The 25267-nt window shown below is 42.8% G+C and carries 24 protein-coding genes, 1 other RNA gene and 1 pseudogene; 18 read left to right on the top strand and 8 right to left on the bottom strand.

Annotated features, from left to right (window positions below; genetic code table 11):
* Positions 1-535 precede the first annotated feature (535 nt).
* From IJE10_04605 to IJE10_04595, 3 genes are all read right to left on the bottom strand, one after another.
* Positions 536-1375, bottom strand: coding sequence for a tyrosine-type recombinase/integrase (locus IJE10_04605; protein MBQ2967389.1), 840 nt, complete (start codon positions 1373-1375; stop codon positions 536-538).
* An 875-nt stretch (positions 1376-2250) separates the two neighbouring features.
* Positions 2251-2600, bottom strand: a transfer-messenger RNA (tmRNA) gene (gene ssrA / locus IJE10_04600).
* Between the two features lie 71 nt (positions 2601-2671).
* The gene (locus IJE10_04595) at positions 2672-3424 is read right to left on the bottom strand and encodes a helix-turn-helix transcriptional regulator (GenBank protein ID MBQ2967388.1); all 753 of its coding nucleotides are present in this window, start codon (positions 3422-3424) and stop codon (positions 2672-2674) included.
* A 116-nt stretch (positions 3425-3540) separates the two neighbouring features.
* Between IJE10_04595 and glsA the strand changes: the two genes are divergently transcribed.
* Both glsA and IJE10_04585 read left to right on the top strand, forming a co-directional pair.
* Positions 3541-4458 carry a glutaminase A gene (glsA, locus tag IJE10_04590; protein ID MBQ2967387.1) on the top strand — a complete coding sequence of 306 codons (918 nt, stop codon included), beginning with the start codon at positions 3541-3543 and terminating at the stop codon, positions 4456-4458.
* Between the two features lie 22 nt (positions 4459-4480).
* Entirely contained in the window at positions 4481-5317 is an 837-nt protein-coding gene (locus tag IJE10_04585) for a YitT family protein (GenBank protein ID MBQ2967386.1), read from the top strand.
* A gap of 29 nt (positions 5318-5346) precedes the next feature.
* On the opposite strand, the gene IJE10_04580 is transcribed toward IJE10_04585, so the two are convergent.
* Positions 5347-5865: a nitroreductase family protein gene (locus IJE10_04580; GenBank protein MBQ2967385.1), complete on the bottom strand. Its 519-nt coding sequence runs from the start codon at positions 5863-5865 to the stop codon at positions 5347-5349.
* 14 nt (positions 5866-5879) lie between these two features.
* Entirely contained in the window at positions 5880-6539 is a 660-nt protein-coding gene (locus IJE10_04575) for a Crp/Fnr family transcriptional regulator (GenBank protein ID MBQ2967384.1), read from the bottom strand.
* 86 nt (positions 6540-6625) lie between these two features.
* Between IJE10_04575 and IJE10_04570 the strand changes: the two genes are divergently transcribed.
* The 3 genes from IJE10_04570 to IJE10_04560 are packed head-to-tail and all read left to right on the top strand — an operon-like array spanning position 6626 to position 9059.
* Positions 6626-7318 carry a 4Fe-4S dicluster domain-containing protein gene (locus IJE10_04570; GenBank protein MBQ2967383.1) on the top strand — a complete coding sequence of 231 codons (693 nt, stop codon included), beginning with the start codon at positions 6626-6628 and terminating at the stop codon, positions 7316-7318.
* Positions 7319-7374: 56 nt separating this feature from the next.
* Positions 7375-8526 (top strand): FprA family A-type flavoprotein, encoded by a 1152-nt coding sequence (locus IJE10_04565; GenBank protein ID MBQ2967382.1) that lies wholly within the window; start codon positions 7375-7377, stop codon positions 8524-8526.
* Between the two features lie 20 nt (positions 8527-8546).
* The gene (locus tag IJE10_04560) at positions 8547-9059 is read left to right on the top strand and encodes a ferritin (protein ID MBQ2967381.1); all 513 of its coding nucleotides are present in this window, start codon (positions 8547-8549) and stop codon (positions 9057-9059) included.
* Positions 9060-9111: 52 nt separating this feature from the next.
* Here the strand turns inward: IJE10_04560 and IJE10_04555 are convergent, their stop codons facing one another.
* On the bottom strand, positions 9112-11139 hold the full coding sequence (locus tag IJE10_04555; GenBank protein ID MBQ2967380.1) for a hypothetical protein: 2028 nt from the start codon (positions 11137-11139) through the stop codon (positions 9112-9114).
* A gap of 121 nt (positions 11140-11260) precedes the next feature.
* Here IJE10_04555 and IJE10_04550 point away from each other — a divergent pair, with 121 nt between their 5' ends.
* Positions 11261-12040, top strand: coding sequence for a helix-turn-helix transcriptional regulator (locus IJE10_04550; protein MBQ2967379.1), 780 nt, complete (start codon positions 11261-11263; stop codon positions 12038-12040).
* 2 nt (positions 12041-12042) lie between these two features.
* Here the strand turns inward: IJE10_04550 and IJE10_04545 are convergent, their stop codons facing one another.
* Positions 12043-12726 carry a nicotinamide mononucleotide transporter gene (locus IJE10_04545; GenBank protein ID MBQ2967378.1) on the bottom strand — a complete coding sequence of 228 codons (684 nt, stop codon included), beginning with the start codon at positions 12724-12726 and terminating at the stop codon, positions 12043-12045.
* Between the two features lie 224 nt (positions 12727-12950).
* On the opposite strand from IJE10_04545, the gene IJE10_04540 reads away from it, so the two are divergent.
* The 6 genes from IJE10_04540 to IJE10_04515 all read left to right on the top strand — a co-directional run bounded on the left by IJE10_04540 (position 12951) and on the right by IJE10_04515 (position 19821).
* On the top strand, positions 12951-14384 hold the full coding sequence (locus tag IJE10_04540; protein ID MBQ2967377.1) for a hypothetical protein: 1434 nt from the start codon (positions 12951-12953) through the stop codon (positions 14382-14384).
* A gap of 22 nt (positions 14385-14406) precedes the next feature.
* Entirely contained in the window at positions 14407-15501 is a 1095-nt protein-coding gene (locus IJE10_04535; protein MBQ2967376.1) for an alpha-L-fucosidase, read from the top strand.
* A gap of 628 nt (positions 15502-16129) precedes the next feature.
* Positions 16130-17506, top strand: coding sequence for an MATE family efflux transporter (locus IJE10_04530; protein ID MBQ2967375.1), 1377 nt, complete (start codon positions 16130-16132; stop codon positions 17504-17506).
* Positions 17503-18057 carry a DUF45 domain-containing protein gene (locus tag IJE10_04525; GenBank protein ID MBQ2967374.1) on the top strand — a complete coding sequence of 185 codons (555 nt, stop codon included), beginning with the start codon at positions 17503-17505 and terminating at the stop codon, positions 18055-18057. Before IJE10_04530 ends, IJE10_04525 begins: the two co-directional genes overlap by 4 nt.
* Before the next feature lie 11 nt (positions 18058-18068).
* The gene (locus IJE10_04520) at positions 18069-19397 is read left to right on the top strand and encodes an MATE family efflux transporter (GenBank protein ID MBQ2967373.1); all 1329 of its coding nucleotides are present in this window, start codon (positions 18069-18071) and stop codon (positions 19395-19397) included.
* A 10-nt stretch (positions 19398-19407) separates the two neighbouring features.
* Positions 19408-19821 (top strand): peptide deformylase, encoded by a 414-nt coding sequence (locus IJE10_04515; protein MBQ2967372.1) that lies wholly within the window; start codon positions 19408-19410, stop codon positions 19819-19821.
* A 16-nt stretch (positions 19822-19837) separates the two neighbouring features.
* Here the strand turns inward: IJE10_04515 and IJE10_04510 are convergent, their stop codons facing one another.
* Positions 19838-21184: an MATE family efflux transporter gene (locus tag IJE10_04510; GenBank protein ID MBQ2967371.1), complete on the bottom strand. Its 1347-nt coding sequence runs from the start codon at positions 21182-21184 to the stop codon at positions 19838-19840.
* Between the two features lie 135 nt (positions 21185-21319).
* Between IJE10_04510 and IJE10_04505 the strand changes: the two genes are divergently transcribed.
* From IJE10_04505 to IJE10_04480, 6 genes and pseudogenes are all read left to right on the top strand, one after another.
* The gene (locus IJE10_04505; GenBank protein MBQ2967370.1) at positions 21320-21565 is read left to right on the top strand and encodes an ADP-ribosylglycohydrolase family protein; all 246 of its coding nucleotides are present in this window, start codon (positions 21320-21322) and stop codon (positions 21563-21565) included.
* Between the two features lie 259 nt (positions 21566-21824).
* Positions 21825-22183, top strand: a pseudogene (locus IJE10_04500) (PAS domain-containing protein).
* A gap of 9 nt (positions 22184-22192) precedes the next feature.
* Positions 22193-22492, top strand: coding sequence for an MGMT family protein (locus IJE10_04495; protein MBQ2967369.1), 300 nt, complete (start codon positions 22193-22195; stop codon positions 22490-22492).
* Positions 22493-22505: 13 nt separating this feature from the next.
* Entirely contained in the window at positions 22506-22859 is a 354-nt protein-coding gene (locus IJE10_04490; GenBank protein ID MBQ2967368.1) for an MmcQ/YjbR family DNA-binding protein, read from the top strand.
* On the top strand, positions 22849-23622 hold the full coding sequence (locus IJE10_04485) for an NAD-dependent protein deacylase (GenBank protein ID MBQ2967367.1): 774 nt from the start codon (positions 22849-22851) through the stop codon (positions 23620-23622). The genes IJE10_04490 and IJE10_04485 overlap by 11 nt, the downstream gene beginning before the upstream one ends.
* Before the next feature lie 77 nt (positions 23623-23699).
* A complete protein-coding gene (locus tag IJE10_04480) occupies positions 23700-25004 on the top strand; it encodes a copper amine oxidase N-terminal domain-containing protein (protein MBQ2967366.1) in 1305 nt (434 codons plus the stop codon).
* The last annotated feature ends 263 nt before the right edge of the window (positions 25005-25267 follow it).

Here is a 25267-nt window from a genome sequence, read left to right as displayed (position 1 = left end):
TACTGCTTGCAGCCATTCCTGTTGCTTCCGAAAAATCTTTTATTGTAATTGCTTCAATTCCCTTTTCGGTTAAACACTCAAAGCATTTACTTAAAACAACGTCTTTTTTTATTTCTCTTTCTGCCGGATTTCTCATGTGTTCTGCCTCCAAATCGAATACTTGTTCTGCATTATGGAATATTCACTCCATAGTTGAATAAAAAATATAACCGACTACTTTTAGCAGTGACAACATAATTTGTATTATGTTGTATGTATCGTAATCGAGATATAAATATACAAATTTATTATACCGTTTTTTTCTACATTTGTCAACGATTTACGACTATTTTCTTGATTTTCGGCATTACAAACAAAAATTATCCATTACAAATAGACCAATAGCACAAAAAGTTGTATTATTGGTCTTTATGGTATGTCCTTTTTACCTAAGAATGAATATTTATAAGCAAAAATCATTGCAATTATTTGCAAAGCAACAACATAATACAAATTATGCTGTATGTATAAAATCACATAATACAAATTATGTTTTTTAACATCGCAGCAAGCCAAGTCTTTGAATTTGCTTACGGTGAATTTCACTGTCTGCCATAGTGTAAATACGGGTGGTGTTAACGCTCGAGTGACCAAGAATATCAGCCAAGCGAACAATGTCTTTTTCAAGAGAATAGTAGGTTCTTGCAAAAAGATGACGTAAATTGTGCGGAAATACTTTGTTCTTAGATACACCTGCATCTTCACACAAATTTTTCATTAATCTCCATATATTGCTTCTGTCAAGCGGTCTGCCGTTTCGTGTTACGAATACTGCACCGCTTATTATATTCCGCTTTTTAATATATCGCATAAGCATTTTACAAAGCTCGTTCGGCAAAATAATAACTCTCATCTTTCCTTTACAGTTGATTGTTGCCTGACGGGACTTAATTGCCGAAACGGTAATTGCTCGCAATTCCGACACTCTTATGCCCGTACTGCAAATCGTCTGCATTAACAAATTAAGCTGTTCATTATTTTTTCTCTTTGCGGCTTTAAGCAACCTTTCATATTCCGCCTTAGACAACTCCTTGTCTTTATCGGCAAATATTTTCTTTTGTATTTTCAACGAACGAACTCGCAGTTCATACCATTCATTATACTCAAAAAAGCTATTAATTGATGATAACATTGAATTTACGCTTGCAGGAGCGTAGTTTTCTGTTAAATAACTCTTATAATCAAGAACCTTTTCTTTTGTTAGTTCGCTATCCTTCATCCAAACCTTAAATGCAGTAATATCACGAACATATTTTTCAAGCGTTGCTTGAGATTTTTCTTCTCTATTTAGATGTTTTTTATAATCATTTATTAAGTCAACAGTAATATTTTTCATATATGACAACTCCTTCGCTTATATTATTTTACCATCAAACAATAATATACTTTTCAAATTTTTCACCGATTTATACTATTATAAATTTATTATATTAGTTATTTTCACTCCTTTCCTTTTAGCATATTCATAGGCAACAGCGTTTCCGCTTTTGGGTTGGTAGTCGAATAAATCACGTCTGCTGTTTTTACGCCTTGGTGGAAGATAATCTTTATCGTAATAAACCACGCAGAATTTGCTTTGGTTAATCATTTCTTGATTGCGGTCCACATAAGAGGCTCTGCCTGCGTTCTCCATATGCTCTGGGAAGTATGTATCTTCATAATGTTTTAGCAGACTATTTTCATACCAGTTAGGGATATCTCTCTCTTATTTTTACCAAAAAGGAAAAAACACCCTTACGGGTGATTTCTTTTTGTAAGTACGATATAATTTTACTGTCAAGTTTATCTTAGCTAAATTTTGCAACAAGTTGCAAAGTGAAATTATTGCTCCGCAATAGCTAAATTGTTTCTTGCGAAACAGCTAAATAAAATTCGCCACAAGCGTGCATAGCACATTTAGCTGCCGTAGGCAATTTAGCTGAGCTTGCTCAATTTAGCTCGCCGTCAGGCGAATTTAGCTGAAAACGGGATAGAATTCACTGACAGTAAATTCTATCCCGTTTTCATGGTGGAGGCGAGGAGAGTCCTGCCACGCTACGCATGTCAGCCTGCTTGACGACCCAAAAGCTTCGCTTTTCGGTACCCGTCTGCGCACCACTCACTAAAAAACAGTCCACCGGACTGTTTTTCTATACGTTCGTGCCTAAAGGAGTTCAACTCTCTCTTATTTTTACCAAAAAGGAAAAAACACCCTTACGGGTGATTTCTTTTTGGTGGAGGCGAGGAGAGTTGAACTCCTGTCCGAAAACATATTCGCCGCTCTTTCTACAAGTTTAGTTTATGGATTTAAATTCCCTTGCAGAAAGTCCCATAAACAAATCTTTCCGTTTGGTAGCTTCATGATACCCGGCACGGGCAAAGCTTACCGTGCGCGTGTGCACCGCTTAGATGACGCTTCGCACTTCCGCAGCGGTCACGGAAGGGAAACGGCCGCCTTTAATTAGGCAGCGTAAGCTAAATTTCTGTTAGCGTTTAATTTTAAAAATACGGTTTTTAAAGTTGTTCCGCACAACTACTTGCTTAAACGGTTTCAACATCCCCGTCGAAACCTTTACGCCCCCATATTCAATTGTACTATAATAGTTTATTATAATTTTCCCCGTTTGTCAACTGATTCATACTAACATTTACATTACATTTTGATTTCAGTCGGTGCATGTCCGGTTTCTTTTTTAAAAGCGGTTGAAAAATATTTTACGTCCGAAAAGCCTGACATTTGCGCCACTTCGCTTACCCGATAGTAGCCGGATTCCAAAAGGCGGACCGCATGCTCTATGCGAAGCTTAAGCAGGGCTTTTGCAGGGGAGATGCCGTGAAGCTCTTTGAAAAGCTTTCGGAAATACACCTCGCTGATGTTGCATTTTTCCGAAAGAAGCGGAATGGTAAGTGAGGCGTCCGCATAATGCATGTTCATATAAAGCACGCCTTTGCGAATCAGCTCAGCTTTAGGATTGTCAGGCTTTGCATCCGCTTTTTCCATTTGCTCAAACAACGTGTATAAAAGTGCGGTACAGCGGTTTTGATAGCCGGGCTTTCGTTGTTGCCATTCGCTGAACATAGAGAGAAACAAATCTGCAAACTTGTCTGTGTTCTGAAAAGTGAGGGAGAGAATGTCGGTCGGTTCATTTCCAAAGCATGTCAGATGCAGAATAATCACTTCTTCCGGCTCGCTTTCAACTTCGAAATCCAAACCTGCCGGGATATAGGTGATACTGCCGGTAACGGCATTGGTTTTTTTGTTGGCATATTTTATAACACTGCTTCCCGAAAAACGGAAAGCCAGTCCCGAAAAGTCGCGCCCTGTATAGAAATTAGAGCCTTTTTTTCGGGTTACGCGGAAAATGTCTTGTATGGCATATGCCTGATTGTTTCGGTTATAAAACATTTTACTCACCTCTCCTCAAGCATAACACATTCTGTTTCGAAAATCAAGCCTTTTTAAATCTTGACGTTTTGGAAAGAATATTGTATACTATAGTAAAGAAAAAGGAACGTGATTACATGGAAAAAAAGCTGAATGAGATTATAAAAAGCTGTACGCCCTATATTAAAACAGGCGAGCTTGCCAGCTATATTCCCGAGCTTGCCAAAGCAGATGCAAACCAATTCGGCATCTGTCTTGTGCAAGGGGATGGTGTGATGCATTTTGCAGGGGACTGCGATGCAGGGTTTACCATGCAGAGTATTATTAAGCCCATTATCCTTCTCTTGGCACTGATGGACAAGGGAATGGAGGCGGTGCACCGCCTTGTGGGTGTGGAAGCAACCGGAAAACCCTTTGATGCGTTTAATTACAGCGACCAGGCTTTGCAAAGTGAGCATATCAATCCCATGATTAATACGGGCGCGATTGCACTTGGCACATTGGTTGACGGCAACAGCTATACCGAGAAATTTGAGCGACTTTTAGCACTTACCCGAAAAATGGCAGGCAATCCCAATCTTGACCTGGACGAAAAGGTTTATCTTTCGGAAAAAGCCACGGGGAATAAAAACCGCGCTTTGGCATACATGCTGAAGGCTTACGGCATGCTGGAGGATGCGGTGGAGGATGTGCTGGACTTTTATTTCCGTGCCTGCTCGGTGAAGGCAACGGCAAAGGATCTGGCGAAAATCGCGTTTATACTGGCAAACAAAGGTAAAAATTCCGAAACGGGCGAGGAATTGTTCAGCGCGGACTATGCCCGTTATGTCAATGCGGTTATGATGACCTGTGGTATGTATGACGGCTCGGGGGCGTTTGCGGTAAATGTAGGTGTGCCCGCAAAAAGCGGTGTAGGTGGCGGTATTATGGCGGTTGTACCTGATAAAATGGGCATCGGTCTGTTTTCCCCGGCTCTGGACGGCAAAGGGAACAGCGTCGCAGGTATTAAAGCACTGGAGCTATTGAGCAAAGAGCTAAAGCTCAGCATTTTCTGAGACAGCAAAGGAGTCACACTAAATGAAAAAAACGAAATCTATTTTATTTACACTGGCAGGCACCTTGATTACAGGCTTTGCCATCGGCTCATTTTTAACTCCGAACAAAATTGTAGGCGGTGGCGCTTCGGGTATTTCAACCATTCTGTTTCACACTTTCGGGATTCAGCCGGGTCTTAGTTTTTTTGTGCTGAATCTGTTGTTTTTGCTGATTGGTCTTACCGTGCTAGGGAAAAACTTTATTTTAAAAACCCTGGGTGGCATATCCCTCTTGTCTTTGTTTACGCAGCTGTTTAGTTTTTTACCTATTTACACTGAAAACCTGATTTTAGCGGTGGTATTCGGCGGTGTGCTTTACGGACTTGGCATTGGTATGAGCTTTGCGGCAGGGGCTTCCACCGGCGGCACCGACATCATCGGCAGAATCATTCAGACAAAATTTACTACCGTACCTATCGGGAAAATGCTGTTGGTGGTGGACGGCATTATTATTGCAGTTTCTTTAGCAGTGTTTCAGAATATTGAGCTTACCCTGTATGGTGTACTGGCACTTTTCATTTCCAGCTATTCCATAGATTTTGTCATCAGCGGACTGAATATTTCCAAAATTGCATTTGTGATTACCGATAAAGGCGGAGAAATTTCCCAAAATTTAGTTTCAACCTCGCCCCGGGGTGTAACGCTTATTGATGTAAAGGGCGTGTACACCGATTCTGAAAAGCAAATGCTGTTTTGTGCATTGAAAGAATCGGAAACCGATGCGTTTCAAAAGAAAATCCTTGCCATTGACAATGCGGCATTTATCGTCTTTTCCGAAGCCCAAAGAATCAAAGGAAACGGCTTTTATCTCTACAAGTAAAAAACGGTTGCATCGCAACCGTTTTTTTGTTAGAAAGAATCATAGGAAACTGTTTCTTCCATGGGACGGAAAGAAGAATGCATGGGAATGGGTTTAGCATCCTTTGCAGGATAGCCCATAACCAAAAGTGCCAGCGGTTTAATGTGATCGGGGATGTTATACGCCTTTTTCATGGCATCGGGGTCAAAATGCATAACCCAGCAGGCACCGACATTTAAATCGTGTGCCGCAAGCATCATATGGGTGGTCACAATCGCCGCATCAACCGGGGCAGACAACGCACCATCGTATTTTCTGGTCCAGGTTTCGTTTTCGTTATAGCAAACCAGCATAGCAGTGGGCGCATCAAAATGACATTTTGTGCAGGCTTTCAGCTTGGCAACGGCTTCATCAGTGTTCAGTACCAGAATGCGTTGGGGCTGATAGTTACAACCCGTAGGCGCTAAGTGGCCTGCCTCTAAAATTTTGTCAATTACGTCCTGTTCTACATGCTTTGGCTCAAACTGACGAACCGAATAACGGTCTGCAATAAGCTTAAAATATTCCATAAATATACCTCCTGTTATAATAATTCAAATTGTTTTTTGTCGGAAAGCAGTACACCTTCTTTGCGGAGCTTGCTGATTTCGGCAGAAAGTCCGCTGCGGTCGACCTCCAGATAATCTGCCAGCGCCTGCCGGTCAAAAGGGATGGTAAAACGGTTCGAGCCGTGTTTTTTTGCCTGAACCATCAGGTATGCCATCAGCTTTTCCCGGGTGGTGCGTTTGGAGGTGATTTCAATTTTCTGGTGAAACAGTATGTTTTTGTTGGCTAAGGTTTTCATCAGGTTGAATATGATTTGCTGATGAAAGCTGCAGGCATTGGAGCATGCAGAAACAATACGACGGCTGTCAATATAGAGAATTTCGCAGTCGGTGTCGGCAATAATGCGGAGCGGAATACGCGGAATACCTGCACAGGCAAAAGCCTCGGCAAACAAATCGCCCTGCTCTGCGTGGGCAATGATACTGCGGTTTCCGTAAAAATCCACCTGCACCAGCTGAACCGAGCCGGAAAGCACAATCCCGATGTAGTGCGCAGGTGTTCCCTCCGCCATCACCGTGAAGCTTTTTTCAAAGGATGCGGTCTTTGCCCCTAAGCAACCCAAAAGCGCAGTCAGGTTTTCGGGGGCAATTTGGTCAAATAACGCACATTTTTCTAAAATTTTTAAAAATTTTTGCATTTTTTCTCCTTTTTTGTTGAAATTTCAACATACTTTACGATTCCATTATACTATACTGTAGATGAAAAAGCAAGGAGGAATGTAAAATGATTCGAAAAATCATTAAAATAGACCGGGAAAAATGTAACGGTTGCGGTGCCTGTGCTTTGGCCTGCCATGAGGGTGCCATTGAAATGATAAACGGCAAAGCGGTTTTAACCCGGGAGGATTACTGTGACGGCTTGGGCGATTGTCTGCCTGCTTGTCCCACAAATGCCATTTCCTTTGAAGAACGGGAAGCACCTGCTTACGATGAAGAGGCGGTAAAACGGGCACAAAGCGCAAAGAAGCCTTTGCCCTGCGGTTGTCCCGGGACAAATGCAAAGGTTATCTGTCGGGAAGAGAGTGAAGATGAGGTTCGAATTTCTAATGTGAAAAGCGCGCTTCGCCAATGGCCCTGCCAGATTAAGCTGGTGCCTGTAAATGCTCCGTATTTTGAGGATGCAAATCTTCTGATTGCGGCAGATTGTACCGCCTATGCATACGGAAATTTTCACAATGCGTTTATGCGAAACCGCATTACTTTAATCGGCTGTCCGAAATTGGACGAGGGAGATTATACCGAAAAGCTGACCGCTATTTTAAGCAATAATAACATCAAAAGCGTAACGGTGGTGCGCATGGAAGTGCCTTGTTGCGGCGGAATTGAAAACGCAGTGAAAAATGCACTGATCGAGAGTGGGAAATTTATTCCCTGGCAGGTGATAACCGTTTCCACCGACGGAAAAATTTTGGAATAAATCTTGCGAAAATAAAAAGTTTGTGGTATACTGAAACAAGCAGGGAGGCGATTGACATGCACATTACAAAGGATGTAAAATATGTTGGTGTAAATGATCATAAAATTGACTTATTCGAGGGACAGTATGTAGTGCCCAACGGCATGGCATATAATTCCTATGCAATTATAGATGAAAAGATTGCAATCATGGATTCGGTGGAAATCGGTTTTGCGGACGAATGGCTTTTAAATATCGAAAAAGCCCTTGTGGGGAAAGCACCCGACTACCTGATTGTTCAGCACATGGAGCCGGACCATTCTTCAAGTCTTTTGCGGTTTACTAAAGCGTATCCGGATGCAAAAATTGTAGCATCCCAAAAGGCATTTACCATGATGAAGCAATTTTTCGGAAGCGATTTAAAGGACAGACAATTGGTTGTGGGCGAGGGAGATACATTGGCTTTAGGCGCACACACTTTAACCTTTATCACCGCACCTATGGTGCACTGGCCCGAAGTACTTATGACATACGATTCTACCGACAAAATTCTGTTTTCGGCAGACGCGTTCGGCAAATTCGGCGCACTTGATGTGGACGAAGAATGGACCTGCGAGGCAAGACGGTATTATGTGGGCATTGTGGGCAAATACGGCGCGCAGGTGCAGACAGTTCTGAAAAAAGCAAGCAATCTGGATATTGAAATCATTTGTCCCCTACACGGGCCTGTGCTTTCGGAGAATTTGGGGTATTACATAAACCTTTATCATACCTGGTCAAGCTACGGTGTGGAATCGGACGGTGTTTTAATTGCCTACACATCGGTTTACGGCAACACGAAAAAAGCAGTTTTGGCACTTGCGGAAGCCCTTAAAGCAATGGGACAGAAAGTGGTTGTGAATGATTTGGCACGCGTAGACATGGCAGAGGCCATTGAAGATGCGTTCCGTTACGGCAAAATTGTGCTGGCAACCACCACCTATAATGCAGATGTTTTCCCGTTCATGCGTACCTTTATTGATGGGCTTACCGAGCGGAATTTTCAGAACCGAAAGGTGGCGTTCATTGAGAACGGAAGCTGGACACCCATGGCGACCAAGGTTATGAAAGGGATGCTTGAAAAAAGCAAGAATTTAACCTATGCGGAAACCGAAATCAAAATTCTTTCCGCTATGAGCAAAGAAAATGAAAATCAAATCAAAGCCCTTGCCGAAGAGCTTTGTGATTAAATAAAAGGAGGAATATAAAAATGTTAGATGCAAAAGTAAGAGAATTGTTAAACCAACAAATCAATAAGGAGTTTTATTCGGCGTATCTGTACCTGGATTTTTCCAACTATTTTGAAGACCGCGGCTTAGACGGCTTTGCAAACTGGTACTACATTCAGGCGCAGGAAGAAAGAGACCATGCGATGCTGTTTTATCAGTACCTGCAGAACAACAACGAAAAGGTAACCTTGGAAGCCATTGCAAAGCCCGATAAGGAATTAAGCTCGGATATGGCAGTATTGAAGGCAGGTCTTGAACATGAAGAATATGTAACAAGCCTGATTAACGACATTTATGCGGCAGCTTATGACGTAAAGGATTTCCGCACCATGCAGTTTTTGGACTGGTTTGTAAAGGAACAGGGCGAGGAAGAAACCAACGCCAACGACATGATTACCAAAATGGAGCTGTTCGGCTCCGATCCCAAGAGCCTTTACATGTTAAACAATGAGCTTGCGGCACGCGTTTATACTGCGCCCTCGCTGGTACTCTGATGTAAAAAAAGAACATGAAAAGAACGCTATCCAATCAGGATAGCGTTCTATTTTATTTGATAAGGTTTCCGCGTAAGTAGATGTTAAATTGCTTTGGCGTTGCGGTTTGTTTAAAGCTGATGTCAAGCTTTTGAATTTGGTTGTTTTGAATGACGGCTTCCACCGTTGCACCGCCCTTTGCTGAAAGCTTAAAGGACACGTTTTTGATGTGCTCGGGAAGTGCCGGAAGCAGATAGATGTTTTTACCGTCGCTTTGTAAAAGAGATTCATTGACCGCACTGCAAAGTACCCCTGCTGCGGTGGAAAACCAGGGACGGTACAGCGCATCGTTTTCGTTGATTTCAAAGCACTCGGTAAATACGCCAACCGACCGGAGTGCCTGCTCGATCCCACGGAAAGCCTCTTTAGCATTGCCCATTCTGGCAAAGGCAAGGGATTTCCAGGCTGCATACCAGATAGACATTTTTTTGCCTAACGGGTACATGTTGCCGTAGGTGGTTTCGTACTGCATAAAGTCATACAGGGCAGTAGAAAGCTTTAGGTCATCGTTGGAAAGCACATCAAAAGGATATTTGCCGGTGCAAACAGCGATGCTTTTTTGGGTACACCCTTTGAAAGGCACATATTTATCGCCGTCATGGGGAAGAGATGCGAGCAAAGCTTCTTTAATTTTCAAACATTCTGCTCTGTAATCTGTATCGGTGTCTAAAATTTCAGATGCCTTTGCACAAACCTCTAAGGTTTTTATGATGCCGCAGGAGGTGAAAAAGGGATTTTCCACCGAGGCACCCAGTCGCTCTAAATCGGTGCATTTGCCCACATACATACTGCCGTCGGGATTTTTGTAAACGGCAGATAAGGTGTAAAATTTCGCACAGGCTTTAATCATGGGGTAGCATTCTTTTAAAAATTCAATGTCCTCGGTGTGCTCGTAATATTCAAAAGCACCAAGGGCAATGACAGCCATGTGGAAAATGTGATCCTCCCAGAATCCGCGTCTTGAAAGCTCTTCGCCATGCTCGCCCGTCTGCCAGGGGTATCTTGCCTGCACAGTATCGGGATTTTTGCTGTAATCGGTAGCACGGTAGGTTGCCTTGTCTAAAATGCTTGCCCGAAAAGCAGGCACGCGTTTTGCCAAATCGGTTTTGCCCGATTCCAAAAGCGCCAGATAGGCGTAGTATTCATCAAAAGCAAAGAATTTTCCGTGCCAGCATTTGTCGGTTATTCCCACCGGAACAGACCACCTTGTGGTATAGCATTTCAAGTGGTACATAGCGGTACGGTATGCCGAGTCTAAAAGTGTATTTCCCGTTTGCACAAAGCCCTGATGGTGATAAGTATTCCAATTTTGCTTTGCTTCGGCAAGTAAATTGTTAAACCCTTCCGCTTTAATACGGGCTTGCCAATCGTTTAATGCACCAATGGGGTTGTCACAGTATAAATCGTCCTCTAACAGATAGTAAAAGCAAACCGTTTCACCGTTTTTGGCGGAAAAACGAAGGTTGATTTCGGTTTCGGTGCGTTCAAGGGCGTAAGCCTTATCACAATAAAGCACAATTCGTGCGTTATATTTTTCATATGCCTTAACGGCAAGGTCCACATGCACAAAATTGCCGTTTTGTGTAATGGTCGGTGTTGCATCCTGCAGTAATTCTTCGGTCAGTAAAAGGGTAAAACGGGCATCCGAAACAGGAACTTCAAACTGCTTTTCTACGGCATACAGATTAAATTTGGGATGCACAAAGTATCGGGAATGGATTTGGTTTCCGCTCTGATAGGTACAGGAAGAAGAAATATAGCCGTCTGTTTCATGAAGCACTTGCGTAAAGTCGGTCACAGAGTCGTGAAAATCAAATTTTAAGGAGCCGAAGTTTAAAAGGGGGGCAGGAGCAGGGTGCAGAGGCGACATGGATTGCCGTCTGCCTGCGCGGAAAATGTAACCGCTGTGCGCCTGAATACGACTTGCAATTTCGGGATGCAAGACAACAGCGCCCTCGCAATCTGCGGTAAAAGCGATGTCGCCGTTTCCCAGTAACGGCGGAGCATAATCCTTTCGGTTCTGTTTGCTTTGGTATATCATCAAATCACCTCTTAAAACTAAGTATAGCAGATAAAATATAAAAAATATATACAAAAAACACGTTTTTATATTGACAAATATCTTAAAGTTTCTTATACTTAAAGCGAAGAGGAGGGATTTTTTGGACATTTGCTATTACACGCCAGACGGTGAACGCGCAGAGGTATATGAATTTGGTCATTCTTGTATCACAGAGCCTAAAACCATACTGCCTTATGTGCGGGGCACATATTTGTTGCATATTGTCATCCGTGGGGTTTGTCACTTTTGTGATTTTGAAGCGGAAAGCGGAGAAGCTTTTCTGATTTCCAAAAACAAGATTCACTCCTTTTCGGTTGAACCGGGATATGAGCACTACTGGTTTGGGTTTGACGGGGATTTTGCCATTGAACAGCTTGTAAGGTTGGGTGTGCCGATAGATCGGCATGTAAAGCTTGCGGTTCAGCATTTTGAATATCTGGCAGGCTTACTGAAAGAAGCCAAAAGCAGAGCAAACGACAATGCTGGCATTGCGCAGTCTGCCCTTTACAGCACTTTTCCGTTGTTGTCGGTAAGTAACGGAGCAGGCAAGAAAGAAAGTATAGCACAAAGTGCCAGACGGTTTATGGAGTATCATTACCAGAAACCCATCACCATGGAGGATGTGGCGCAAAACAGCTTTGTGACCGAAAAGTATCTTTGTTTTAAATTTAAGCAGGCTTATGGGTTGCCGCCAAAGCAATATCTGCTCAAAGTGCGGATGCAGCGCGCTGCGGCACTTTTAGAGAGCACTGATTTTAAAATTAAGGAAATTGCCGTTTCGGCGGGATATTCCTCTCAGCTTGCTTTTTCGGGTAGCTTTAAACGTTTTTTCGGACAAAGTCCTGTTGCATACAGAGAAACAAAAAAGCAGAATGCATAGACTTAAGCGTTCTGCTTTTTTTGCATTTTACGCCAGTTGTAAAAGCCGTATAAATCGTTTGCCAGAAAGGCGATAAAACAGATGATAACCGATAAATAGGAAATGTCACGCAAGGCGGCATAAATCCAGAGGATAATCAGCACAATGTCGTTTAAGGCATACGCGACGGCGTAGTACGGACTGCGCCGTGCCGTAAGATACACCGCCACAAAGCTTGTGGTTACCGACAGGGTGCTGAAAAAAAGGTTTGCGGTACCGAGATATCTTAAAACAAAATAAAGAAGAGCAGTTACAAAAACGGACAGAAGTGCTAAAAGGGGAATTTCTTTTTTGGGCAGACGGTTCACCGTCACCTCGGCTTTGTTGCCGTTATAAGGGTTTTTCAGCCATGCCACAAGCGCCCAGACTGCCATGGGTACTGTCATGCCCACATAGGTAATCATTTCGCCGTAGCAGCGGAAGGTGTAGGAAATAAACCCGTAAATCAAGCCGAATACAATCATCAGTACCTGCCCAAACGGATTGCCCTTGGCGCAGAAAATCAGAGAGGTTGCGCCAATTAAAGAGGTGATCAGGGTTAAGTAGTTTGCTCTGTCAAAGACAAAAAAGGATACAAGAATAAACAACAGCGAGCCAAGCCACAAAACCATTTCGGCTTTGGTGAAATAAGATGTTTTTGTTTGCATGCGTAAAAACCTCCATAAAAAAATACCCGTTTTACACAACTTCTAAGACCTAACGCTGTGCAAACGAGTACAATCTGTACTTTTCCTACCCGGTGGCAATTCTGTTTATTATATCATAGTCACCGTTAAAAGTCAATAGAATTTTTTGAAAAAAGTTGTTGAATTTTGAATTTTTCTATGATACAATTAGGTACACGCTAAAAGTTTATGAGAGGTCGATCGGAATGAAAGAATACTATAAATTACGAACTTGCTATGTGAATTTTGCAGAGCATTTGCAAAATGCCTGGAACATTAATTTCATGTATTATGATGCGCCCGGAACCTGGACAACGTCTGACTGGAAGGCTTTTATACAGCAAATCAAGGCGTTTGGGTATAACAATTTCATGTTCTGGATTCCGCCTACCCTTTGCAAGACAGGAAAAGAGCGGGATGCGGCAGTTAAGACCATCAATGAAGTGATTGATGTGTGTCACAGCGAGGGGATTTCGGTCAATCCTCTGATTGCCGTAAATACCATTGGGGCGGAGTGGTATTTTGCGTGCCCGAACGACCCGGTTGACCGGGCAAAAATTATGGAGTTCTGGACGTTTTACGCGGAAAACCTGCATGACCCTGATATTTTTACAATCTTCCCCGGGGATCCGGGTGGCTGTAACCGAAATGACTGCGACCACACGACATTTATAGAGCTCGCGGCTGAAATTGCTGCAATGTTGAAAAGTAAAAATCCCGACACGGTTGTGGAAGTGGGAACCTGGGGTACGCCGTTTACCGGTTGGGGCGAAGATATGCGGAAAACGCCCGGTTGGGACGGTACTTTTGCTATGCTGGTAGACCCGGAAGTAAACACGCCCGAAATTCCGTGTCACATCTGGAACGGCTCACCCGAAAGAGTGGAAATTGCCATGAACGATTTGATAAACCGTCTGGATACATTTCCGAAAGATACTTTGTTTTCGTTTGGTGCCGGCTTTAATCCCGATTGTGAGCCGGAAGGGGCATACGATGCAAGAGCCTGGATTAAAAAGGTCTCTAAAACCCATCGCGTTACCTCCTGGGATTATTCCGCATCGGAGGGAGAGCTGATTTGCTATCCCCATTACAGAGTTGAAAAATTTCAGAGAAAGCGGAAAATGGAAGTGGAAGCTGCGCCTATTTACGGTGCCATTTGCTATACAATGAGTCCAAAGCTGAACATACTGATGCTTTATACGGCGGCACAACTGATGATTGACCCGTACAAGGATGCCAAGGGCGTTGTAGCAGAGTTTACAAAGCTTGTCTTTGGGGATGAAAAAATCGGGCTATTGATGGAAGCTTTTGAAATTGTACCGGGGTGGGGCTATGAACAGACCAAATATAATAAAAAAGAACTTTCAGCTATGTTTGAAGAAATGATTGAAAGGCTGAAAGCGGCTAAGGGACACAGGTCTGCGCTTCCGATATACGAAAGTGCCGAGGACTACAGACAGTTGTTGCTTTGGCATGCGGAAAATTTCTTGTATATGCTTGGCGACAATCCCGACAGAGCGGCTGTACGGAAGCGCTATTGGGATAAAGCGCTTTCTATTTATGATACCATTCCCAAAGCAGTGGATGAGCGCTCCGAGCTTGCCGCTTCAGGGTATTCCAACATAGGAAGCGATTTATAAATCAGAAAGGGAGTATAGTACTATGCAAAATCAGGATTGGTTTTTAAGCAGAAAATGGGGGATGTTCAACCATTATATCGGTCTTGCGGGCAACGGAACTTTTCGAACAAACTTTGTGACACATAAAAGCTTTAATGACAGAGTCAACGCGTTTGATGCGGAAAACTACGCTAAAACTGCCCATGAAATCAATGCCGGATATGTGGTGTTTACCATCATGCAGGGCGAACAATTTATGTGTGCGCCGAATGATACCTTTAATCGGATTACAGGCTACAAGCCCGGTGAGGCTTGTTCGGAGCGCGACTTGATTGCGGATATTCTGTCGGCGCTTGACAAATATGATATTCCGCTCTTTTTGTATTTTACCGGTGACGGGCCGCACAAGGATCCCGTGGCAGGCAGAAGATTTGGTTATGTCGACCGGGAGAATGAGCAAATTGGAACAGAGTTCGTGGGAAAATGGACAGCCGTTTTGAGAGAATATGCAGTGCGTTACGGCGAAAAAGTCAAGGGTTGGTGGTTTGACGGAATGAGCATGTATTTCGGGTATGACGGACATGACGACGACTTTTTAAAAGCCTATGCCGATGCGGTAAAGGCAGGAAATCCGGACGCGTTGATTGCGTATAACAACGGCGTGATTGTGCCCGATTACAAAAATCCGGCATATCATAAATTCTATCACGGAAAAACAAATCCCATGCACCAAATCGGTCAGTTGGGTCAATATGCACGAGCAGGGGATGAAGAGGCGAAAGCAGCATTTATAACGCCCGGCAGTACATATCGTTATTCCAAATATGAAAACTACACGGCAGGCGAGTCCAATGCCTTTGAAGAACTGCCCGAAAAAAGGTTTATAGATGGCTCCCAATGGCATATTCTGTCTTTCCTGGGTACACACCAGTATTATGATGATATCTGGGGTATCAGCGGTTGGAACGCATTGGGATGCGCGTATAACGCGGACTATATGACAGAGTATGTGCGCAAATGCAACGAGCGCGGCGGAGTTGTATCTATTGATACCTGCCTGTATGATGATGGTCACATTGACTGGGGGCAGTATGAAGTGCTGAAAAAAGTGGGAGAGTTGCGCCAATTAAAGAGGTGATCAGGGCTAAGTAGTTTGCTCTGTCAAAGACAAAAAAAGACAAAAGAATAAACAACAGCGAGCCAAGCCACAAAACTTTTTCGGCTTTGGTGAAATAAGATGTTTTTGTTTGCATGCGTAAAAACCTCCATAAAAAAATACCCGTTTTACACAACTTCTAAGACCTAACGCTGTGCAAACGAGTACAATCTGTACTTTTACTACCCGGTGGCAGTTTTTTATTTATTATATAAAGACTGTATAGTCTGGATGCCAATGTTTTTTATTTATTGCGACACATAAGGTTTAGATGCAAAGCTTTCAAAGGCTTCTCCTTGAGGAGAGGCTCTGCCGTAGGCGGTGGTGAGGTGTAGATTGCGTAGCAATCGTTATTTTTCCACCTCATCCGTCAGCTATCGCTGACACCTTCCCCTCAAGGGGAAGGCTTTTTGTCCCTTGTATATCAAAATTTAGAATCAGTGAACGATTCAGATGCCATCAGGCGAATTTGGCTGATGTCATCTTTGATGAAATCATTATAGCACAATCTGCAGGAAAAAAGCAAGAAATTTTATTGCGTTTTCTGCCAAAATATGATATGATATACTGTGCTGTTCTTTGGAATAACAGTAAGAATGGAAGTGAAAATATGGAACAGTCAAAAATAAAGGATTTTACTACGGGTAATGTGAGAAATCAGCTGATTTCTTTTGCGTTGCCCCTCTTTTTGTCTAACCTTTTGCAGGTGTTTTATAATATGGTCGATATGATGGTGGTGGGAAACGTCCTCGGCAAAGCCGGCATATCCGCTGTCGCGGTGGGTGGAGATGTATCCAACCTTTTAACCTTTATCGCCATGGGCTTTTCCAGCGCAGGGCAGGTGCTGATTGCCCAATATATCGGCAGAAGGGAACAGCATAAAATCGGAAAATTTGTGGGCACCATGTGTGGGTTTTTAATGGTTTGCGCTATTGTGTTAAGTGCTTTAGGACTTTTGTTTCAGGAGCAGATGCTCACTGTTATGAATACCCCGAAAGAGGCTTTTTACGGAGCCGTGCAGTATTCTGCAGTTTGTATGAGCGGTTTGGTATTCATTTACGGCTATAACCTTACCAGTGCCATTTTAAGGGGTATGGGGGATTCCAAGCATCCGTTTATCTTTATTGCTATCGCGGCGGCAACCAACTTGATTTTAGACTTCTTGTTTGTGGCAACACCGCTGAATTTGGGCGCAATGGGTGCAGCTTTGGCAACGGTAATCAGTCAGGCGGTCAGTGTCATTTGCTGTATTGTCTATTTAACGCACCACAGACAGGAATTTGCACTGAATATTACCTTTAAGGATTTTATAAAATGGGATGCAGGTATGCTTGTTTCGTTGTTAAAGCTCGGCACGCCCATAGCAATTAAAAATGCATCGGTGCAGGTTTCAAAGCTGTTTGTCAATTCCTGGATCAACGGCTACGGCGTTGCGGTTTCGGCATTTGCAGGCATTGCCAACAAGCTTGCAAGCATGGTGAACCTGATTTCTATGGCAATGAACAATGCAGGCTCGACCATGGTCGGTCAGAACATTGCCGCAAAGGCATACGGCAGAGTGAAAGAAGTGTTAAAACAGCTGGCGATTATTACTCTTACCATTGCGGTGATTTTATCAGTATTGATGATTCTGTTCCCTGAACAGATTTTTGGCTTGTTTACCGATTCAGGCGACAAGGATGTGCTTGCCATTGCGAGGGATTATGTGCCCATTGCATTACTGCTGTTCTTCGGAGCATCGCTTCGTGCCATCATGAATGCGCTCATTAACGGAAGCGGAAATTATAAAATCAATTTTGCCACCGCTATTTTTGACGGCATTGTCATGCGAATTGGATTGGCGGTGCTGTTTGGCATCGTACTGCATATGGAGTATTTCGGTTTCTGGCTGGGCGACGCGCTGGCAGGGTTTACACCTTTCTGGATTGGCGCGGTGTTCTACATAAGCGGCAAATGGAAAAACGGAGCAGAGGGTGAGAAAAGGTGATAGAACAAATCGTTCTGAACGGCAGAAAAATAGAGTATGAGCTGTTATATAAACGGGTCAAAAACATCAATCTGCGCATCCGTTCGGATAAAACGGTTTCCGTTTCGGCAAGTAAACGCGTTTCCAAAAAGCAAATTGAGGACTTTTTACAGGAAAAAGCGGAATTTATTGAAAAAGCATTACAGAATTTTGAAAAAAAGGCACAAAAGCCTAAAATCCAATATTTTTCGGAGCAGGAAATTTGCGGTGTAATTACCGGAATGTGCGAAAAGGTGTATCCGTATTTTGCAAAGCAGGGCATACCGTATCCCAAAATTACGTTTCGCAAAATGGTTTCCCGATGGGGGAGCTGTCATCCGCAGAAAAAGGTGCTGACCTTTAATACCAATTTGATGTATGCACCAAAGGACTGCATTTTGTATGTGGTTCTGCACGAGTTTACCCATTTTCTGCAGGCAAATCATTCTCCGCAGTTTTATGCGGAATTGGAAAAAGTTTGTCCCGACTGGAAAAACAGTCGGAAAAAGCTTAAAGAAATTCATCTTCGGTAAAGGAAAATTTTATGGAAATCAAGCTATCAGATCATTTTACATATAAAAAATTGCTTCGGTTCACATTGCCGTCGGTTATTATGCTGATTTTCACTTCGATATATGGCGTTTTGGACGGTTTTTTTGTATCCAATATTGTGGGCAAAGCACCTTTTACGGCGGTCAATTTCATTATGCCCGTACTGATGATTTTAGGAGCTATCGGATTTATGTTCGGTACAGGCGGCGGCGCGCTGATTGGCAGAACCTTAGGCGAAGGAAAGCCGGATAAAGCCAACCGTCAGTTTTCACTTTTCGTGTATGCCACTTTTATTCTGGGTGTGCTGACAGCGGTACTCAGCATATTGTTTTTACCGCAGATTGCATCAGCTCTGGGCGCGAAAGGACAACTCCTGCAAGACAGCGTGCTGTACGGCAGAATCATTCTGATTTCACTTCCGTTTCAGATGCTGCAGTTTGAGTTTCAAAGCTTTTTTGTGACCGCTGAAAAGCCTAAATTAGGGCTTTATGTGACGGTGGCATCGGGACTTGCCAACATGGTGCTGGATGTCCTGTTTATGGCGGTCTTTAAATGGGGACTTGCGGGTGCGGCACTGGCTACGGGAATCAGTCAGCTTGTGGGCGGTGTGCTTCCGGTTTTGTATTTTATGTGCCCCAACAGCAGTCTGCTTCGGCTGACCAAAACCCGTTATGACGGTAAGGCAATGCTTAAGGCGTGTACAAACGGCTCATCCGAGCTGATGAGCAACATTTCCATGTCATTGGTTGCGATGCTGTATAACATTCAGCTTTTAAAATATGCGGGTGAGGACGGTATTGCGGCATACGGCGTTTTAATGTATGTCAACATGATTTTTCTTGCAATTTTCATTGGCTATTCTGTTGGCTCGGCACCGGTCATCAGCTTCCATTTCGGTGCACAAAATCACGCAGAGCTTAAAAATCTGCGACAAAAAAGCAATGTGATTATTGGGGTGTCCTCTTTACTGATGCTTGCCTTCGGGTTTTTACTGGCAAAGCCGTTATCGTTGCTGTTTGTGGGATATGATAAAGGGCTTTCGGATATGACGGTGCACGCCTTTTACATCTTTTCGTTTTCGTTTTTGTTTGCAGGGTTTGCCATTTTCGGCTCGGGCTTTTTTACGGCTTTAAATGACGGGCTGACCTCTGCGCTGATTTCGTTTTTAAGAACGCTGGTGTTCCAGATGGCGGCAGTATTGCTTCTGCCCCTGGTTTTAGGGCTTGACGGCATCTGGGTTTCCATTGTGGTGGCAGAGGCGGCAGCTTCGGCATTTACGTTTTTGTTTATTTGCATCAGACAAAAAAAGTATCGGTATTAAGGAGAAAAGTATGGTTAAAGAGCTTATGCATGATCCGTTATTTTTAGCGAAAAAAGCGGAAAAAGCAAACGAAGAGGATTTAATAACGGCACAGGATTTGCTGGATACATTGACCTTTCACAAAGAGGGGTGCGTGGGCATGGCGGCAAACATGATTGGTGTCAATAAAAGCATTATCTGCTTTGACAATGGCGGAACGTATATGACCATGTTCAATCCCGAAATTTTAAAGGGGACAGGCCCGTATCAGACCGAAGAAAGCTGTTTGTCTCTTCTTGGCGGACCGCGCAAAACCAAGCGGTTCAAAAAGATTAAGGTGAAATATCAGAACCAAGAATTTAAGGTGCGTATCCAAACCTTTTCGGATTTTACCGCACAGATTATTCAGCACGAAATCGACCATTTAAACGGCATTTTAATATAAGAAAAACCGCTGAGAATCAGCGGTTTTTTAGTGCTTTTTTTGCGTATGGGAAGTAGGGGACAATGACCAGCAAGAGGGCGGCAATCCAGGCGGCAGGCTCGATGTAATACAGAATTTCTACGCCGATATAACGGATAACAACGGTTGCAAACACCACGCGGACAACCAGCTCCCCAAAGCCCGAAACCATTGACCAGAAAGAGGTGCCGATGGCTTGCAGGGCATTTCTGTAAATGTGAATCAGATATAAAACCGAAAGGAACAGGGCAAGACAGAACAAATACCGCCATGCAACCGCCATGGCTTCTGTGCCGCCTTCTTTGGTGACATCCAGGAACATGGAAAGCATGGGCTTGCCGAAGACAAGGGCAATGACCGAAACAACCACCGAAAACAAAATGGCAAGAATTGTGCCGGTTTTAACCCCCTGACGGACGCGTTTGAATTCCTTTGCGCCAAAGTTCTGGGCAAAGTAGGTAGAGCAGGCAATGCCAAGAGAAATGGACGAGCTTTCAAGCAAGCTGTAGAGCTTGTTGGTTGCGGTGTAGCCTGCCACAAAAAAGCTTCCCTCTGCATTGATGGCAGCCTGCAGTACAATACCGCCCAAAGCAATAACAATGTATTCTAATGCAAGAGGCAGACTGAAGTAAAGCATCTCTTTAATTCTTTTAAACTCTGCCTTAAAGGATTGACGGGTTAAATGAATGCAGTCGATTTTGCGAATCTGAATCAGGCAGTACAAAAAGGAAAAAAGCTGTGCCAGCACTGATGCAAATGCCGCACCGAATACGCCTAAGTCGAACACCATAACAAACAGCAAATCCAGTCCGATGTTTAAAACTCCCGCAATGACCATAGCAATTAAAGGAGACTTCCCGTCTCCCAAAGCCCGAAGTACCGAGGCGGTCATGTTGTAGCCCGTTACAATGACTGTGCCGGCAATTAAGGTAAGCAGATAGATTTCGGCATCTTCAATAATATCAAGCGGTGTCCCCAGTATGTTTAAAAGAGGGCGTCCGCACCAAAAGCCAAAAATAGTAAGCAGAACGCCGATAATCAGGCACAAAGTAACCGAGGTTGCCAAGGTTTTGTTTAAGGCGGTATAATCTTTGTTGCCGAAATGCCGTGCGAGAAAGGTGGAAAAGCCTTGGGTAAAGCCGGTGATGGTCCAGAGAATCAGCCAGTTAATCCAGTCTGTCGAGCCAACTGCCGCAAGTGCCTTTACCCCGACACCTCTGCCTACAATAGCAGCGTCGGTAATCTGGTAAAACTGTTGCCCGAGATTGGCAATAATCAACGGCAGCGCAAAGGTTAAAATCAGCTTTGCGGGATTGCCCTTTGTCATGTCTGTGGTGCGTTGCATCTGTAAATTCTCCTTAAAAACACATGTATTGCTTTTTTCTTTTGAGTATGGTAATATGAATATGTATAAATATATCATATCTTTATAAAATTTGCAAGTGTAATGGCTAAAAAATAAGGAAAGGCAGGCGATTGAATGCCGCTTAAAATTATAAGACAGGATATAACAAAAATGCAGGCGTTTTTTGAGTCGGAAAGCTTTGAAGATACGATTCGGAATGCCATTTCCATCGGCGGTGACAGCGATACGTTAGCGGCAATTGCAGGAGCTGTGGCAGAAGCATTCTATGGTATCCCCGAGGATTTGAAGGAAACGGCACTTTCCTTTTTGGATGACAGACTTTTAGGCATCACAGAACGATTTGTAACGGAAGTTTCGTAAAGAAACTTCCGTTTTTATTGAAAATTTTTTAAATTTGTGGTAGAATAGATTTAACAGAGTTAAATCTATTCAGCTAAATTGCCTACGGCAGCTAAATGTGCTTCGCACGCTAAAAGCGAATTTAATTTAGCTGTTTCAATAGAAACAATTTAGCTATGGAGCGAAGCGGAATAATTTAGCTTTGAGCTTTAGCTCAAAATTTAGCTAAAAATATTTGCATCTAATTCGTTCATCAATTTTAAAATGATTGTAGGGCACAATGTTAAATAAATTACTAAAAAGCGTATTAGACCAAGACCTTGCCCCTGTGGTTGTTTGTGATATAGAAGATATCATTGTTATATGAATCCGTCAGCAATAGAGCGTTATCATAAGGATTTGACGGGCAAAAGCATTAAAGATTGCCATCCGCCAAAAGCCAATGAAATGATAGACAAGGCGGTTGCGTGGTTTAAAGAAAGCAAGGATAACAACATCATTTATACCTATCGCAATGACGAGGAAAATAAAGATGTGTATATGGTTGCGCTTCGTGATGATGACGGCAGTCTAATCGGCTACTACGAAAAGCACGAATATAGAAACAGAGAAACAGATACATTATATAATTTTAAATAGGTAACGAAGATGAATACATTTGAAAAAATATATGAGGTTGTGAAAAGAATCCCGAAAGGCAGGGTTGCGACCTATGGAAAGGTGGCACTGCTTGCAGGGAATCCCCGATGGGCAAGGGTTGTGGGCTATGCGCTGCATGTTAACCCCGAGCCGGAGACGATTCCGTGCCACAGAGTGGTCAATCGTGAGGGCAAGGTTGCACCGGGCTTTGCCTTTGGCGGAGAGGGCGTTCAAAGACAGTTGCTTGAAAAAGAAGGCATTGTTTTTGAAGCGGACGGCAGGATTGATTTGGAGAAATATAGTATTTAAAATGGGGGATACAATGAAAACAAGACAGGAAATGATAGCGTTTTGTCTGTCGCTTGCAGGTGCATACGAGGACTATCCCTTTCACGATTCCAACTGGACGGTGATGCGCCACAAGGGCAACAAAAAAATGTTTGCCGCAATCTGTGAGCGGATGGGGAATATATGGGTCAATGTCAAGTGCGACCCCAATCTTACCCATATGTGGCGAAGCACCTACGAAGCAGTGGTGCCTGCCTATCACATGAATAAACTGCATTGGAATTCTATTATTCTGGACGGGAGCATCCCTGAAACGGACATAAAAAACATGGTGTTTGACAGCTTTGAGCTGACAAAACCGAAAACGAGGTGCAAAAATGTTAAATAAGCTTTCAGATATGCTTCGGGAATGCGAAAGCATTGTTTTCTTTGGCGGAGCGGGTGTGTCCACCGAGAGCGGTGTGAAAGATTACCGCAGTCAGGACGGTCTTTACAATACCGTAAAGGAATATGGCGTACCACCCGAGGAGATACTGAGCCATGATTTCTTTTTTGAAAATACCGAAACCTTTTATGATTTTTACAGAAAGTATTTTGTGATTGAGGCAGAGCCGAATCATGCCCACAAGGCACTGGCAAAGCTTGAAAACATGGGAAAACTTAAGGCGGTTATCACACAAAATATAGACGGCTTGCATCAAAAGGCGGGAAGCGGAAATGTCATTGAATTGCACGGCACAGCATCGGAGTTTTACTGTGCTTCCTGTGGTGAAAAGGGAGATGCGGACGCAGTTTTATCCGAAATTAAAGATGGAAACGTACCCAAGTGCGCCTGCGGAGGCGTTATGAAGCCAAAAGTTGTTCTGTATGGTGAAAGTCTGTATGACGGGGTTGCGGAATCGGCTGTGCAGTATATCCGAAATGCCGATATGCTGATTGTGGGTGGTACTTCTCTGGCAGTATATCCTGCCGCCTCCTTTGTTCGGTATTTCAGAGGTAAATATATTGTAATCATCAATAAGTCCGAGACGGGCTACGACGATACTGCTGACCTGGTTATACGGGAAAGCATTGGCGAAGTGCTTAAAAAGGTGATGGAAAAGATTGAAGCGCATGCCTATTCTTGCAACACTGGTACATTTCACACCTGATAAAATAATACTTTTTTATGTTCTGTTTATTGGGGGACTTTTTATCTATATTATACAACTGATATGGAGGAATTATAATGAAGAAAGTTATAACAACTGTACTGGTAGTTTTACTATCTCTATCTTCTGTTATGTCTGTTTATGCAACGAATTGGAGCAGTTCAGATATTAAACTTTCGGTAAATGATACTGAAATCAATTTCCCTGACCAGAAACCTGTGTTAGATGAGGACACTTATAGAACTTATGTTCCGGTTAGATTTTTGGCAGAAAATTTAGGTGCAGAAGTTTATTGGAATCAAGAGTATGGTGTTGTGGAAATTGTTAATAAGTATATTGAAGGAAAAGATACTAAACTTGTTCACTATCTTCGGATTGGCTCTAATAAATTTGTTACTGCAAGATATGAACATGGTGAAAATATTGCTACAAAAGTAAATGTTTATGAATTACCAGAGGATGTTTTCCCGGTAATTTTAAATAGCAGAACAATGCTACCATTCAGATATGTTGCTGAATTTTTAGGTGCACAAGTTTATTATGATGATAGTACTTCAACAGCTCATTGTGTCAAAAGAGATATGACAAAAATGGATAAAAAAGTTCAGAATAAAAATAATTCTGATATGGGTACTCCTGTTTTAAGTACTGTTCTTGGTGAGTATTGGACAGAAGAATTAAATAAGTATAGGGCAAGTAAAGGTATGAAACCTGTCGTGTTTGATGGAACATATGCAGATATTATGGCTTGGGCAGCATTTAATCAAATGGAACACCCAGAAATAGAAGCTGCTATGAAAGAGTTATCTTATGTAAGTTCGGGTTGGATGCATATGTTTGAAGTTGAAAATAAAAATTTTTTAAAAAATGTAGACCCTGCACTTGTTTATGAATTGTCAGATGGCAGTAAATTAATGGCAGGAGCATTTAGGGTATTTGTTCCACAATATATTCCCAATTCTTCATATGGTCAAAAAAATGGATATGATGAGTATATTCATGGGCGTGGATATAATGAAATTGCATTTACAACAAGAAGTATTGGACATCTTAATATTCCTTGGGAAACAAAGGTTGATAAAGGAGTAAGGGGGCAATTGAGAAAAACAACATATGAAGAGTTGACAGGAAAATGGGGAATTAAAATTGCTTTAAAAGAACCTTATGAATATGAAAATTGGCAACTAAAACCATTGGAAAAAAATCAGGAATATTCAAATGTAAATGTATTTAACGATGAAGCATATCGTAACCTTGTTAATGAAGCTATTTCTACATGGCAAGTTTCTTATACGCATGACCAAGCAATGTTAGGTAGAAGTTATAACACAACTGGTTTCGCATGGGTTGGTGGTTATTGTTATGCTGGGTTTCATTGGTAATATAAACTAAAAGGGAATGTAAAAAAAGTCCGGATCGCAAAAACGCGAGTATAAAGGCAAACAAAGTTTGTGCAAACTCACGAGAAAGATACAAAATGAAGAAAACGCGCAAAATTTTGCGCGTTTTCTTTTGATAAATGCGTTTTTGCTATGAACAAACTTCGCCTCTCGACGTACCTTTGTACGCCTTCGGGTAACCCCAAACCGCGATGCAACGCGGTTTGGGCTCAGTTTGTCCATTCCAAACATTTTTTCCTATTCCC

Source organism: Clostridia bacterium, assembly GCA_017410375.1.
GTDB lineage: Bacteria > Bacillota > Clostridia > RGIG6154 > RGIG6154 > RGIG6154.
Note: the sequence above shows the minus strand (reverse complement) of the source record. Positions and strands in the feature narration are given on the sequence as shown.